This window comes from Pseudonocardia sediminis, assembly GCF_004217185.1.
In the GTDB taxonomy this organism is placed as follows: Bacteria; Actinomycetota; Actinomycetes; order Mycobacteriales; family Pseudonocardiaceae; genus Pseudonocardia; species Pseudonocardia sediminis.
In genome coordinates this window covers 5,948,662-5,962,795 of sequence record NZ_SHKL01000001.1, presented here as the reverse complement: position 1 = coordinate 5,962,795, position 14,134 = coordinate 5,948,662, and the positions used below count along the sequence as shown (strand labels likewise).

Annotated in this window: 10 protein-coding genes; 5 read left to right on the top strand and 5 right to left on the bottom strand. The window is 73.5% G+C overall.

Features of this window, described 5'->3' with window-relative positions; translation table 11 throughout:
* Positions 1-42: 42 nt before the first annotated feature.
* Entirely contained in the window at positions 43-471 is a 429-nt protein-coding gene (locus EV383_RS27785; RefSeq protein ID WP_130292671.1) for a roadblock/LC7 domain-containing protein, read from the bottom strand.
* On the bottom strand, positions 468-4,595 hold the full coding sequence (locus EV383_RS27780; RefSeq protein ID WP_130292670.1) for a sensor histidine kinase: 4,128 nt from the start codon (positions 4,593-4,595) through the stop codon (positions 468-470). The genes EV383_RS27785 and EV383_RS27780 overlap by 4 nt, the downstream gene beginning before the upstream one ends.
* A 497-nt stretch (positions 4,596-5,092) precedes the next feature.
* On the opposite strand from EV383_RS27780, the gene EV383_RS27775 reads away from it, so the two are divergent.
* The 3 genes from EV383_RS27775 (at position 5,093) to EV383_RS27765 (ending at position 7,635) form a co-directional block, all read left to right on the top strand.
* Positions 5,093-6,769 carry a DNA repair helicase XPB gene (locus EV383_RS27775; RefSeq protein WP_130292669.1) on the top strand — a complete coding sequence of 559 codons (1,677 nt, stop codon included), beginning with the start codon at positions 5,093-5,095 and terminating at the stop codon, positions 6,767-6,769.
* A 197-nt stretch (positions 6,770-6,966) separates the two neighbouring features.
* Entirely contained in the window at positions 6,967-7,179 is a 213-nt protein-coding gene (locus EV383_RS27770) for a hypothetical protein (RefSeq protein ID WP_130292668.1), read from the top strand.
* A 93-nt stretch (positions 7,180-7,272) separates the two neighbouring features.
* The gene (locus tag EV383_RS27765) at positions 7,273-7,635 is read left to right on the top strand and encodes a PspC domain-containing protein (RefSeq protein ID WP_130292667.1); all 363 of its coding nucleotides are present in this window, start codon (positions 7,273-7,275) and stop codon (positions 7,633-7,635) included.
* Between the two features lie 45 nt (positions 7,636-7,680).
* Here the strand turns inward: EV383_RS27765 and EV383_RS27760 are convergent, their stop codons facing one another.
* Together EV383_RS27760 and EV383_RS27755 are read right to left on the bottom strand one after the other, a co-directional pair.
* On the bottom strand, positions 7,681-8,892 hold the full coding sequence (locus EV383_RS27760; protein WP_130292666.1) for a low temperature requirement protein A: 1,212 nt from the start codon (positions 8,890-8,892) through the stop codon (positions 7,681-7,683).
* A gap of 131 nt (positions 8,893-9,023) precedes the next feature.
* Complete coding sequence (locus EV383_RS27755; protein ID WP_130292665.1) at positions 9,024-9,659, bottom strand: TIGR03086 family metal-binding protein; 636 nt, start codon at positions 9,657-9,659, stop codon at positions 9,024-9,026.
* A gap of 63 nt (positions 9,660-9,722) precedes the next feature.
* Between EV383_RS27755 and EV383_RS27750 the strand changes: the two genes are divergently transcribed.
* Positions 9,723-10,679, top strand: a complete 957-nt coding sequence (locus EV383_RS27750; RefSeq protein WP_130292664.1) for a helix-turn-helix transcriptional regulator — start codon at positions 9,723-9,725, stop codon at positions 10,677-10,679.
* 100 nt (positions 10,680-10,779) lie between these two features.
* Here EV383_RS27750 and groL read toward each other — a convergent pair whose 3' ends face one another.
* On the bottom strand, positions 10,780-12,417 hold the full coding sequence (groL, locus tag EV383_RS27745) for a chaperonin GroEL (RefSeq protein WP_130292663.1): 1,638 nt from the start codon (positions 12,415-12,417) through the stop codon (positions 10,780-10,782).
* A gap of 217 nt (positions 12,418-12,634) precedes the next feature.
* Here groL and moeA point away from each other — a divergent pair, with 217 nt between their 5' ends.
* On the top strand, positions 12,635-13,909 hold the full coding sequence (gene moeA, locus EV383_RS27740; RefSeq protein ID WP_130292662.1) for a molybdopterin molybdotransferase MoeA: 1,275 nt from the start codon (positions 12,635-12,637) through the stop codon (positions 13,907-13,909).
* Positions 13,910-14,134: the final 225 nt, after the last annotated feature.

Sequence of the window (14,134 nt, the reverse complement as noted above, 5' to 3'; positions counted from 1 at the left end):
CGATCCTGCGGTGGGGGACATGGAAGGTACTCGCTCCCGGGCTCAGGGCCCGAAGGAGCCCTGGAGCTCGGCGCGCAGCTCCGGCGTCAGGAGCTGGCCGACCCGGTCGACCAGCAGCGTCATCTCGTAGCCGACCAGGCCGATGTCGCAGCTCGGCGACGCCAGCACGGCCAGGCAGGACCCGTCGCTGATCGACATCAGCAGCACGATCCCGCGGTCCATCTCGACGACGGTCTGCACGACGCCACCGGCGTCGAAGCAGCGCGCCGCGCCCTGGGTCAGGCTGATCAGCCCGGACGCGACGGCGGCGAGCTGGTCGGCGCGGTCGCGGGGCAGCCGGTCCGAGGACGTCAGCAGCAGCCCGTCCGACGACACCACGATCGCGTGCGCCACTCCGGGGACGCGCTCGGCGAAGTTCGTGACCAGCCAGCCGAAACGGCTCTGACTCGGCTGTGCCTGTGGTGCCCTCACGTGTTCTCCTCGTGTTCGGACGTGTTGGAACGGTCGCCGGACGGTTCGGGGGCCCCGTTGCCGGCTCGACTGGTGCTGGTGCGGCGGCCCTCTCGACCCTGCCGCACCCCCTGCTGGTAGCTGGCCAGCCGGCCGCGCACGTTCTCGGCGCTGCGCGTCTCGGACGCGGGCGGGCTCAGCACGGTGGATCCTGCCGCACTGCCCGGGAGCAGCCGCGCGCGCGGGCGCCGCTTGGGCAGCCCGGCCGAGGTCAGCTCGTCGGAGCGGTCCGGCTCCTCGGCCCCGGCCGAGGCCTGACGCCAGACCTCGTCGGCGGGCGAGGCGAACGCGGCGTCGTCGACGCCGGACGCCGGTGCGGCACTGCCGGCCGCGTTGGCGGTCGATGCGGCCGGGCGCGGCGACGGACTGGGGCGCGACGACGCGTCGTCGCCGGAACCCTTCGCGCCGTCGGCCCCGCCGGGGGCGCCGTCCTGCCAGCGGACCGGGACCGAGCGGTTCGACCGGAACCAGGCCGACGCGATCTCCTCGAAGATCGGGGTGGTCTGGCTGATGTCGTACCCGCCACCGGCCCGTGCGGTCTCCATGCCGCCGGGGCGGCGCAGCTGGCCGCGGTCGCCCTCGACCGGAACGGCCGGGGCGAACAACGCGTCGGGGGAACCCTCGGCGGCCCGAGCCTGACCCGAAGCGTTCTGGCCCTGTGCCGTCCGGCCCGGGCCGACCGGCGCGGCCTGGCCCGCCTGGTTCTGCGCCGCCTGGTTCTGCACCGCCTGGTTCTGGGGCATCGGGGCCCGGGTTCCGGGGCCGGCCTGGCCCGAGGGGCCGGAGGCCGCCGACGCGACCGGGGCACCCAGCGGACGGCGCTGCGGCAGCGCGGGCCCGCCGGGCATCACCGGGCGGCCGGACGGCGCGGGCCGCGGCCGGACGGGGAGGTCGCCCCGTGCCGGTCCGGCACCGCCCATCGGCTGCCGTGCCGCGGGCCGGGTGACCGGCAGGGCGGTGGTGTCGGAGTCGACGTCCCCGTCCCCGTCCCGGTCGCGGTCGCCCTGGTCGCTGCTCTGCTCGGCGGTCCGTCCCGTGCCTGCGCGGTCGTCGTCGGGCTGCTGCCCGGTGACGGCCAGGCCGTGGGCGGGCGTCGCCTCGTCGTCGGACCCGGACCCCGGGGTCTCCTCCGGCTCCGTCCCCGTCGTGGCGGCGGACGCCGCGACCCGGTCCTCGTCGTCCTGCCCGGAGACAGGGTCGGAGGCCCGGTCGACGTCCTCCTCGGCGGAGGTCTCGGGCGCGGCGGGGTCGAGGGCGGTGGAACCGAGGGCGGTGGCGTCGTGCGTGGTCCCGGCGGCGTCGGTGGTGACCGGCTCGCCGGCGGACCCGTCGTCCGCCGTGGCGCCGGCGACCGTCACGTCCCGGTCGTCGGACGCCCGGCCCGCGGTGTCGTCCCGGACGTCCTCCCCGGACCCGTCGTTCCGGTCCGCGTCCTGGTCGCCGCGCCGGCCGACCGCCGCGGCCACCGCTCCGCCGACGACGGCCGCGGCCGCGCCGAACAGCGGACGCCGCGAGCCGTGCTCCCCGGTCGTCTCCCCGTCCTTCTCCGCCGGGGTCCCGTCGGCGTCCGCGGAGTCCACGGCGTCTGTGGCGTTTGCGGAGTCGTCGTGGGTGGAGTCCCCGCCGGCCGGGCCGGGGGTGTCGTCGTCGGAGTGGAGGTCGTGGAAGCCGTTGCGCCGCTCCGGGTCGACCGCGGGGGTCTGCCCGGTACCGGCGGACCCGTTCTGCTCCGGGACGGACGGGGTGAACATGTCCGCCCCGTCGTCGGTGTCAGGGGTGCCGGTCGTGGAGAACGCCTGCGCGTCCTTGATGCCGTTCGGTGACGAACCGTTCACCGAGGCTTCCTGTCCGTTCGCCGACTGATCGAGACTGGTCGGCTGAGCGGAACCGTTGCGCCGCAACGCGGAGCCCGGAGTGCGGGTCGGCAGCTTCGGCGCCGAGCCGTTGCGGGTCGTGGTCGCGCCGGACTCGAACGTCGGCGTCATCGGGCCGTCCGTACCGGCGACCATCGAGGGCAGCGGCCCGTTGCGGCCGGCACCATTGGTCGCGGTACGCGGACGGTCCTCGACCGGCGGCATCGGCCAGGAGCCACTGGTGGACCCGTTCTGCTGCTCCGGCAGCGCCGCCGGACCGTCGCCCCGGCGGGGGACCGGTGCCGCCGAGGGCACCAGCGTGGCGGGGATCGTCACCGACGCGCTCAGACCGCCGCTGCGCCCGGCGCCGGACGCCGACGACAGCCGGACACCGACCCGGTGCCGGGCGGCGAGGCGGCCGACCACGAACAGGCCCATCCGGCGCGAGGCCGACACGTCCACCTCGGACGGCCCGCCGAGACGCTGGTTCGCGTCCGAGAGCTCGGAGTCGGCCATGCCGACGCCGCGGTCGGAGATCTCGATCAGCAGCGACTCGTCGGTGGTGCGGGTGGTGCTCATGACGACCTGCGAGTCCGGCGGCGAGAAGTTCGTCGCGTTGTCGAGCAGCTCGGCCAGCAGGTGCACGAGGTCGTTCGCGGCGCGCCCGGCGATGGTCGCGGTCGGCGGGGTCTGCACGACGACCCGCTGGTACTGCTCGACCTCCGACACCGCGGCCCGGAGCACGTCCACGACCTGCACCGGGGCGACGTTGCGCTTGGCCAGGTCGGTGCCGGCGAGGACCAGCAGGTTCTCGCTGTTGCGCCGCATACGGGTCGCGAGGTGGTCGAGCTGGAACAGGTTGGACAGCTGGTCCGGGTCCTGCTCGTTGCTCTCCAGCTGCTCGATCAGCTGCAGCTGGCGCTCGACGAGGGCCTGGCTGCGTCGCGACAGGTTGACGAACATGCTGTTCACGTTCTGCTGCAGCGCGGCCTGGTCGGCGGCGAGGCGGATCGCCTGGCCGTGCACCGCGTCGAACGCCCGGGCCACCTGGCCGATCTCGTCGCGGCTCTCCAGCGGCACCGGCTCGACCAGTGCGCTCGGCGCCTGGCCGGCGCGCATGCTCTGCACCGCCTGCGGCAGCCGTCGCTCGGCGACGTCGAGGGCCGAGGTGCGCAGCACGCGCAGCGAGCGGACCAGCTGACGGCCGAGCAGCAGGATGATGCCGATGGTGAGCAGCAGGCCCAGCATCAGCAGCACGGAGTTCAGACCGGCCGTGTTGCCGGCGTCGTTCGCGGCCTGGGTCCGGCCGCCGACGAACGCGTCCTCGGCCTGCTGCGAGGAGTTGCGCACGACGGTCGTCGACCGGTCCACCGCGGCGTTCCAGGCCGCCGGGTCGGCCACCACGGGCCGGTCGGCGGGCGTGGCCATGATGGCGTCGCGCAGGGCGACCCGGTCGTTGTTCGCCGGGTCCTGGTCGAAGTTGCCGAACTGCCCGACCTGCTCCGGCGTCAGGGACGCCTGGAAGTCGCTGGCGGACGCCTGGTAGGCGGCCTCCGCGCCGTTGACCAGGGCCTTCTGCGGCTCCTGGAGCTGCGAGGCGGCGATCGCGCCGTTCAGCACGGCGCGCTCGAGCTCGAGGGCCTCCTGCGCGTTGCCGCCGGCACCGAGCGCGGTCACCAGACCGGCGGTGTCGGCGGTCTGCAGCTGCCCGAGCAGCGCCCGGTCCAGGCCCAGCGTGCGCTGTACGACCGCGGTGTAGCGGTTGGTGACGTCGAGCGCCTGGGTCGGGCCCGCGGCGACCTGCGAGCGGATGACCGGCAGCTGGGCCAGCGTCGTCTCGGCCTGGCGGCGGGCGGTGGCGAGCTGGGGCGCCTGCGCCTCGGCGGTGTCGAGCTGCTGGGTGGTGCGCTGCACGGCCTGGTCGGTCGCGACCTGGGCGCTGTCCACGGCTCCCCGGTCACCGACCCGGTTGCCCGCGACGAACGTCACGGCGGCGGACCGCTCGGCCTGCAGGGACCGGCCGAGCGCACCGATCTGCTGGTGCACGGTGACCAGGCCGCTGCCCTGCCCGAGCTCCTCGGCGACGTTCGCCTGGTCGATCACCCGGATCGCGCCGATGGTCAGCGCGAGGATCAGCGGGACCAGGCCCACGACGGCGAGTTTCGCGACCAGGCTCCAGTTGCGCGGGTCGAGCCGCTCCGACCACGTGCGCCGGTGTTCGGTGCTGGTCACAAGGTCTCCCTGTCGGGTTCCGGCGCGGGCAGCGGGCTCCCCGGACGACGGCCGCGGGCACCCGGGCCGTCGGCGTCACGGTGCGGGCGGTGGGCACTGGGAGGGGCCGCCGGGCCGGACGGACCCGGACGCGGCCCTGTGACGGGGAGGGGGAGCATCGGCTGTACTGGAGCGCCTTTCCGTTCTCGGTGGCCACGCGCCACGGTCGTCGTCGAACCCCTGTTCGGGGCCCGCGTGACGCCGGTCTTCGCTTCCACTCCGACACGCGCCGACCGGTATCGGCGAGCCCGGAGAGGATATCCGGATATGATCGCTGTGGGACTCGTGAAGAACTTCGCGGACGGCTTCGAAGTCTAGCCGCTGTGGCGGGCCCTCCCGAGTGGCGTAAAGGGCCGTTCTGCCCAATCACGTCGTGTGACCCGCGACGACCGCTCGCCGATCCGCACCGTCCGGCGGACCCGGGAAATCCCGGTTCCGTCGTGGAAGGGATTCGCTCCGTGACCGACGGACCACTCATCGTCCAGTCCGACAAGACCCTGTTGCTCGAGGTCGACCACGCCGACGCCCCTGCGGCCCGTGCGGCGATCGCACCGTTCGCAGAGCTGGAACGCGCTCCGGAGCACGTGCACACCTACCGGGTCACCCCGCTGGCGCTGTGGAACGCCCGTGCCGCGGGCCACGACGCGGAGCAGGTCGTCGACGCGTTGGTGCGCTGGTCGCGCTACCCCGTCCCGCAGGCCCTGCTCGTCGACGTCGTCGACACGATGGGCCGCTACGGGCGGCTGCAGCTGTCCAACCACCCCGCGCACGGCCTCGTGATGACCGCGCTGGACCGGGCCGTGCTGGCCGAGGTGCTGCGTCAGAAGAAGATCGCCCCGATGCTCGGGGCGAAGCTCGACGAGGACACCGTGATCGTGCACCCGTCCGAGCGCGGGCGGCTCAAGCAGGCGCTGCTCAAGGTCGGCTGGCCGGCCGAGGACCAGGCCGGGTACGTCGACGGGGAGGCGCACAGGATCGAGCTGGACCAGTCCGGCTGGCAGCTGCGCGACTACCAGGCCCAGGCCGTCGACGGGTTCTGGGAGGGCGGCTCCGGCGTCGTCGTCCTGCCCTGTGGCGCGGGCAAGACCCTGGTCGGCGCCGCGGCGATGGCCCGGGCCGGCGCGACGACCCTGATCCTGGTCACCAACACCGTCTCCGGGCGGCAGTGGAAGCGCGAGCTGATCGCGCGCACCAGCCTGACCGAGGACGAGATCGGCGAGTACTCCGGCGAGCGCAAGGAGATCCGCCCGGTGACGATCGCGACCTACCAGGTCGTCACGCGCAAGACCAAGGGCGAGTACCGGCACCTGGAGCTGTTCGACTCCCGCGACTGGGGCCTGGTCGTCTACGACGAGGTGCACCTGCTCCCGGCCCCGGTGTTCCGGATGACGGCCGACCTGCAGTCGCGCCGGCGCCTCGGCCTCACCGCCACCCTCGTCCGCGAGGACGGCCGGGAGGGCGACGTGTTCTCGCTGATCGGCCCGAAGCGCTACGACGCGCCGTGGCGCGACATCGAGGCGCAGGGCTGGATCGCCCCGGCCGAGTGCATCGAGGTCCGGGTGACGCTGACCGACGCCGAGCGGATGAGCTACGCCACCGCCGAGGCCGAGGAGCGCTACCGGATGGCCTCGACCGCGCACACGAAGCTGGCCGTGGTCCGCGCGATCCTGGACAAGCACCCGGACGAGCCGACGCTGGTGATCGGCGCCTACCTCGACCAGCTCGACGAGCTCGGCGAGGTGCTCGACTCCCCGGTCATCCAGGGCTCGACGCGCAACAAGGAGCGCGAGTCGCTGTTCGAGCAGTTCCGCAAAGGCGAGATCAACCGCCTGGTCGTGTCCAAGGTCGCGAACTTCTCGATCGACCTGCCCGAGGCGACGGTCGCGGTGCAGGTCTCCGGCACGTTCGGGTCCCGGCAGGAGGAGGCGCAGCGCCTCGGCCGGCTGCTGCGGCCCAAGGGCGACGGGCGGCAGGCGCACTTCTACTCGGTGGTCTCCCGCGACACGGTCGACACCGACTACGCCGCGCACCGCCAGCGGTTCCTGGCCGAGCAGGGCTACGCCTACCGGATCGTCGACGCCGACGACCTGCTCGGACCGGCCCTGCCCGACGGGACCGGGCCCGACGCCGGCTGACGGTCCGGGCGACCGCTCCGTCCCCGGCGTGGTCGCCCTGCGTGCACGCGGGCGCCGGACGGGCGGCCATCCGGACCGGATCGGTCATCCGATCCGGTGCGTGCTCCCCGGACCCCCTGCTCGTTGGGCACACTGGGAGCACGAGTCCACCCGGCGGCGACCGGTTCGTGGCTCGCGCCGGTGGAGAGGGGGTCCGCATGTCGCTCGGCCTGTGGATCGGTCTCGGCCTCCTCGCGTGGGTCGTGCTCGCGGTGGGTGTGGCGCTGCTGATCGGGCGGATCGTCCGGCAGCGCGACCGCCAGGTCCCCGACGACGCACCCGGCGCCCCCTCGTCCGGACCGGCCGAGCCGGCGTCGTCGTCGGGGCAGGGCATCCCCCGGCAGGGCGGCCCGCCGGACGCCTCGGCCTGAGGGGCGACCCCGGGAGTCCCGCGGGCGATGTCCGGGTCCGGCTCCGGGGTTCGCCGGAGGCCGTGGCCCGCCGCGGTCGGCAGGCTCTGATGCATGGACACCACAGAGAACCGCACCGGAACCGACAGCACCGCCCCGGAGCCCGGAACGGCCGCCCCGTTCTCCGGCCCCTCCTCGTACTCCGACCCGGTCTCCTTCGCCGACACCGCCCCGACCTCCGCGGTCGTGGCGGCCGGTCCTCCGCCCCGTGAGCACCGCCGGTTCACGCTGCGCCGCAGCCGCACCGACGTGTGGCTCGGCGGCGTCTGCGGCGGGCTGGCCTCCGAGCTCGACGTCGACCCGGCGTTGGTCCGGGTCTCGACGGTCGCGGTCACCCTGTTCACCGGGGGCGGCCTGGCCCTGGTCTACCTCGCGGCGTGGATCCTGGCGCCGCGCGAGAAGCTCGCCGTCGTCTGACGCCGGACCGGTGGCCCGTCAGGGGGTCGGGCCACCGGGGACGTGTCAGCCGTGGTGGCTCGCGTGCCGGATCTCGTGGCGCTGCTCGGCGAAGGTGTGCGTCTCGACGCCGACGAGCGCGGCCAGGATCGCGGCCACGATCAGCAGCGTGACCAGGGCCGGGAGGAACACGAGCACCGGCGAGAGCACCACGAGCAGCACCGCGGTGCCGATCCGCAGGACGCTCGTGACCCCGGTCAGGTAGCGCTTGAACCCGACGTAGGCGAGCAGCACCAGCGCGATGCCGCCGACGAGCGCGGCGAGCGGGACGCCGTAGATCGGGTCGGTCAGCTCGTGCTCCTCGCCGCCGCCGACGTAGAGCAGGACCTTCTTCAGGCCGAGCGAGAGCATGATGATCCCGACGACCATCGGCAGGTGCAGGAACGTGTAGCCGCCGCGGGCCAGGCGGATCTGCCGGTCGCCGTCGCACCCGGCCAGCGCGCGCTCGCAGAGCAGGGCGCTGACGTCGAAGTAGGACCACCACAGCGACCCGGCCACGGCCAGTCCCAGCACCGACGCGGCGATGATCGGCCAGGAGACCGGGAGCTCGGCCACGCCGATGCCGATCGAGACGATGGACTCGCCGAGCGCGACGATGATGATCAGCCCGTGCCGTTCGGCGAAGTGCGCGGCCGAGGCGAGCCGCCACTTGGTGCCGCCCAGCGCGGTGCCCACGTAGTCACCGAGCACCGCCGCGATCCACAGCACCGTCTGCACGGTGCCGGTGGTCTGCGAGGCGATCAGCAGCAGCACGGTGCCGGCGGTCATCGACACCGCGAACCGCAGGACCTGCCCGCGCAGCACCGGGTCGCCGCGGCTGACCATGAGGAACAGGACGACGTGCACCGCGCGCACCACGAAGTAGCAGACCGCGAACACGACCGGCCCGGACAGCCCGCCCGGCAGGTCGTCGAACGCCTCCGGGATCGTGATCGCGGCGACGAACACCGCGGCCATGGCCACGAACATGCCCAGGCGCATCACGCCCTCGTCGGCCTTCACGACGTTGCCCAGCCAGCTGTAGCCGACCCAGCACCACCACATGACGGTGAGGATCAGCGCGCCGCGCAGGAGCGCCTCCGGCGTCGGGTCGTCGGCCATCCAGTCCGTGACCCGGGTCAGCGCGAACACGAAGACCAGATCGAAGAACAGCTCCAGCGGGGTCACCACGGACTGTGCCGGGTTCTCCTCGAAGCGGACGCGTCGCGGGGTCGCCATGACCGCAGATCCTGACATCAGGATTGCGCGGCGAGAAGACCGGGCGGATCGAGCACCGATCCGCACCTCTGCCGTCGATCCGCACCCGGGGCGGTGGGTGCGGATCGACGGTGGGGGTGCGGGCCGGGTGGTTATCGGGCGGTGGGGCGGCGGTGTCCGGACCAGTTCGCGAGCCGCTCGGTCGGCCCGGCGCCCGGTGCCGGCTCCACCACCGGCCCGAACGGGACGCCCTCGACGCGGATCGCCGCCGGGATCTGGTTCTGGGCCACGGCGAGCACGGCCTCGGCCAGGTCGGGATCGGCCTCGGGGTCCTGCCCGGTGGCGACGGCCAGGTCCCAGCCGTGCACGAGCGTCTCGTTCAGGTAGCCGCCCAGCGCCTCCCGCCCGGAGACCTCGCCCCACGGCACGGTCACGGTGCGCTCCAGCAGCGCGTCGCCGTCCGGGCCGCCCCAGCCCGCCCGCAGCGCGGCGACCTCGGCGACGTAGGCCGCGGCCGGCCCGTCGGCCGGGAGGTCGGTGCTGACGGGCGGGTGCGCCATGGGGTCGGTGCCCTCGGCGAGCGACCGGGGACGGCGGGCGGTGGTCACGAGGTGCCCGAGCAGGGCGCGGACGTCGAACTCCTCGCAGGGCGTCGGGTCGGCCATCCGGTCCGCGGGTACGGCCGCGGCGAGGCCGGCGACCCAGTCGAGTGCGCGGAAGTAGGAAGGGCGGGGATCGGCCTCGGTGATGTCGGTGTCGGGTGCGGTGGTCTCGGTGCGTGTCGTCATGGGGAGAACCCTGACCGGTAATCACGACACCTACTGTCGTGATTCTCTGGCAGTCTTCGTCCCGTGCGCGCGGACCGTCTCCTCTCCCTGGTGCTGCTGCTCCGCCACCGCGGCCGGATGACCGCGGCGGCGCTCGCGGCCGAGCTGGAGGTGTCGGAGCGGACGGTGCTGCGCGACGTCGACGCGCTCTCGACGGCCGGCATCCCGGTCTACGCCGAGCGCGGACGGGCCGGTGGGTTCGCGCTGCTGCCGGGGTTCTCCACCGACCTGACCGGCCTGACTCCGGGGGAGGCGGTGGCCCTGCTGACGTCGGGCTCGGCGTCCACACCGGGGGCCCTGGGCCTGGGCAGCGAGTTCTCGTCGGCGATGCGCAAAGTGGTCGCGTCGATGCCCGAGCAGGCCCGCACCAGCGCGACCGGCGCCGCGGAACGCGTCCTCGTGCGACGGGGCGGCTGGCTCTCGGATCCCGACGGCGAGTCCGGCGACGCGCTCGCCGCCGTCCAGCACGCGGTGTTCGCGGGGCGACGGCTGCGGATCGGCTACGCCTCGCGCAGCGACGAGGCGCCCCGGGAGCGCACGGTCGACCCGATCGGGCTGGTCGAGGCGGCCGGCCGCTGGTACCTGCTGGCCACCGACGGCGGTGCCGACCGGACCTACCGGGTCTCGAGGATCGCCTCGGCCGAGGAGCTCGACGAGCCCGCCCACCGGCCCGAGGGCGTCGACCTGGAGCGGCTGTGGCTGCGCCGCCGGGAGGAGTTCCGCGGCCGGCTGACGGGGATGCCGGTCCGGATCCGGATCCCCGCCGCCCGCCGCGACGAGCTGGCCCGCGCGTCGGTCGTGTTCGTGGCCGAGCACCCGGTGGGGGACGGCCTGCTCGAGGTCGACGCGCTCGTCGGCGACCTGCAGCACGCCGAACGGGCCCTCTGGTCACTGACGCCCGGCGTCGAGGCCCTGGACCCACCCGAGCTGCGGGAGGCTCTGCGATCCCGCGCCGATGCCGTCCGCGCCGCCCACACCTGACGGCCCCGGCGTGACCGAAGCCCCGGACACGCCGCAGGGGCGGCACCGGTTGCCCGGTACCGCCCCTGCGGAGTTGGTGCGTGGAACTAGGAGGCGTGGATCAGAAGTCCATGCCGCCCATGCCGCCCATGCCACCGGTCGGGTCGGCACCGCCGCCGCCGCCCTTCTCGGGCTTGTCGGCGATGACGGCCTCGGTGGTCAGGAACAGCGCCGCGATGGACGCCGCGTTCTGCAGCGCCGAGCGGGTGACCTTGGCCGGGTCGATGATGCCCGCGGCGACGAGGTCCTTGTACTCACCGGTGGCGGCGTCGAGCCCCTCACCGGAGGGCAGGTTCCGGACCTTCTCCGCCACGACGCCGCCCTCGAGGCCGGCGTTGACCGCGATCTGCTTGAGCGGGGCCTCGAGCGCGACCTTGACGATGTTCGCGCCGGTCGCCTCGTCGCCGTCCAGGCCGAGACCCTCGAACAGGCCGGCACCGGCCTGGATGAGGGCGACGCCGCCACCGGCGACGATGCCCTCCTCGACGGCCGCCTTGGCGTTGCGGACGGCGTCCTCGATGCGGTGCTTGCGCTCCTTGAGCTCGACCTCGGTGGCCGCGCCCGCCTTGATCACCGCGACACCGCCGGCCAGCTTCGCGAGGCGCTCCTGGAGCTTCTCGCGGTCGTAGTCGGAGTCGGTGCGGTCGATCTCGGCACGGATCTGCGCGACGCGACCGGCGATCTGGTCGGCGTCACCGGCACCGTCGACGATGGTGGTCTCGTCCTTGGTCACGACGACCTTGCGGGCGGTGCCCAGCAGCGACAGGTCGGCGTTGTCCAGCTTGAGGCCGACCTTCTCCGAGATGACCTCACCACCGGTCAGGATCGCCATGTCGGCGAGCATGGCCTCGCGGCGGTCACCGAAGCCCGGGGCCTTGACGGCGACGGACTTGAAGGTGCCACGGATCTTGTTGACGACCAGGGTGGCCAGGGCCTCGCCCTCGACGTCCTCCGAGATGATCGCCAGCGGCTTGCCCGACTGCATGATCTTCTCGAGTAGCGGCAGCAGGTCCTTGACCGTGGAGATCTTGGACGAGACCAGCAGGATGTAGGGGTCCTCGAGCTCGACCTCCATACGCTCCGCGTCGGTCACGAAGTAGGGCGAGATGTAGCCCTTGTCGAAGCGCATGCCCTCGGTGAGCTCGAGCTCGAGCCCGAAGGTCTGCGACTCCTCGACCGTGATGACGCCTTCCTTGCCGACCTTGTCCATCGCCTCGGCGATGAGCTCGCCGATCTGCTTGTCGGCGGCGGAGATGGAGGCCGTGGCAGCGATCTGCTCCTTGGTCTCGACCTCCTTGGCGCTCTTGAGCAGCGCCTGGGAGACGGCCTCGACGGCCTTCTCGATCCCGCGCTTGAGGCCCATCGGGTTCGCACCCGCGGCCACGTTGCGCAGGCCCTCGCGGACGAGTGCCTGGGCCAGCACGGTGGCGGTGGTGGTGCCGTCACCGGCGATGTCGTCGGTCTTCTTGGCGACCTCCTTCACCAGCTCGGCGCCGATCTTCTCCCAAGGGTCCTCGAGCTCGATCTCCTTGGCGATCGACACACCGTCGTTGGTGATGGTGGGCGCGCCCCACTTCTTCTCCAGGACGACGTTGCGGCCACGCGGGCCGAGCGTCACCCGGACTGCGTCCGCGAGGGTGTTCATCCCTCGCTCGAGGCCCCGACGGGCCTCCTCGTCGAACGCGATCTGCTTCGCCATGGGGGTGTTGCCCTCCGATAGACATGATCATGTGGTCGGATCCGGTGCCCGCGACGGACGACCGGCAACCCTGCGCCGGTCTCACCGACCCGACCTGGCACTCCACAGCATCGAGTGCCAGTGGACTCCGACTCCGTTTCTAGCACTCGCAGGGGTCGAGTGCAAGGCGACCCGGCCCGGGCGTCCGTTCCTCCCGCACGCGCGCGAGGATGGCCCGATGAGCGCCTCCGGATCGACGTCCTGGTCCTCCGCCGGCGGGTCCGCCCCGCGCACCGTGGCCGAGCACGCGAAGGCGGTGGCCTCCCTGCTCGTGGCCACCGCGAGCGAGGACGTGCCGCTGTCCGAGGCGAGCGGACGGGTGCTGGCGCGGGACCTCACCTCCGTGGTGGCGCTGCCGCCGTTCGACAACTCCGCGATGGACGGTTACGCGGTGCGCGCCGCCGAGGTGGCGGGCGCCTCCGAGGCCTCGCCGGTGACGCTGCCGGTCGGCGCGGACATCCCGGCCGGTCGGACCGACGTCCCGACGCTCGAGCCGGGCACGGCGCACCGGATCATGACGGGCGCCCCGATCCCGCACGGCGCGGACGCGATCGTCCCGGTCGAGCGGACCGACGCCGGCACCGAGACCGTCACCATCTCCGCCGCCGCCGACGCCGGGGCGCACGTCCGTCACTCCGGCGAGGACACCGCGGCCGGGCAGGTGCTGCTCACCGCCGGGACGGTGCTCGCCGCCCCGCAGATCGGGCTGGCCGCCGCGTGCGGCTCGGCGACGCTCGCCGTCCGCCGTCGTCCGCACGTCCTCGTGCTCTCCACCGGCTCCGAGCTCGTCGCGCCCGGGACGCCTCTGGAGCACGGGCAGATCTACGAGTCGAACGGCACGATGCTCGCCGTCGCCGTGCGGGAGGCCGGGGCCACCGCGGAGCTGCTCAGCTTCGTCCCGGACGACGTCGACAGGTTCCGCGCGGTACTCGCCGAGAAGGCCGTGGCCGGGGTCGACCTCGTGCTCACCTCCGGTGGCGTCAGCGCCGGCGCCTACGAGGTGGTCAAGGACGCGCTCACCGGCAACGGCGTGGAGTTCGGCAAGGTCGCCATGCAGCCGGGCGGCCCCCAGGGCGCCGGACGGCTCCGGCTCGACGGCGCGGGGGTCGAGGACGGGGTCGCCGTGGCGACACTGCCGGGCAACCCGGTCAGCTCGCTGGTCTCGTTCGAGGTGTTCGTCCGGCCCGCGCTGCGCGCGGCGATGGGCCACCCGAGCCCGGAGCGTCCGGTCGTGTCGGTCCGGCTGGACGGTGCGCTGGGCTCGCCGGCCGGTCGTCGTCAGTTCCGGCGGGGGGTCCTCGACGCCCGCGCCGGGACCGTCGCCGAGATCGGGACCGCCGCCTCTCACCTGATCGGGGCGCTCGCCCGGGCCGACTGCCTGATCGACATCCCGGCCGAGGTGGAGCGTGTCGAGGACGGCGAGCCGGTCGACGTGTGGCTCCTCGACGCCTGAGCAGGGGGCGTTCGCCGTGCTCGGACGCGCACCCCGACGGCTCGCCGTTGGTCCGTCTTGCTGAAATGTGACTCAGATCATAGACTGACCGGGCAACGATCTCACCGCACGCGACGTCAAACAGAGTGAACATTCGGCCGATCGGTGTAGATCAGTGGTTCCGCCAACGGTGATCTAGACGACGGGTCGTCAGCTCAGGAATACTTTTACCCGTGAAGGGGCACT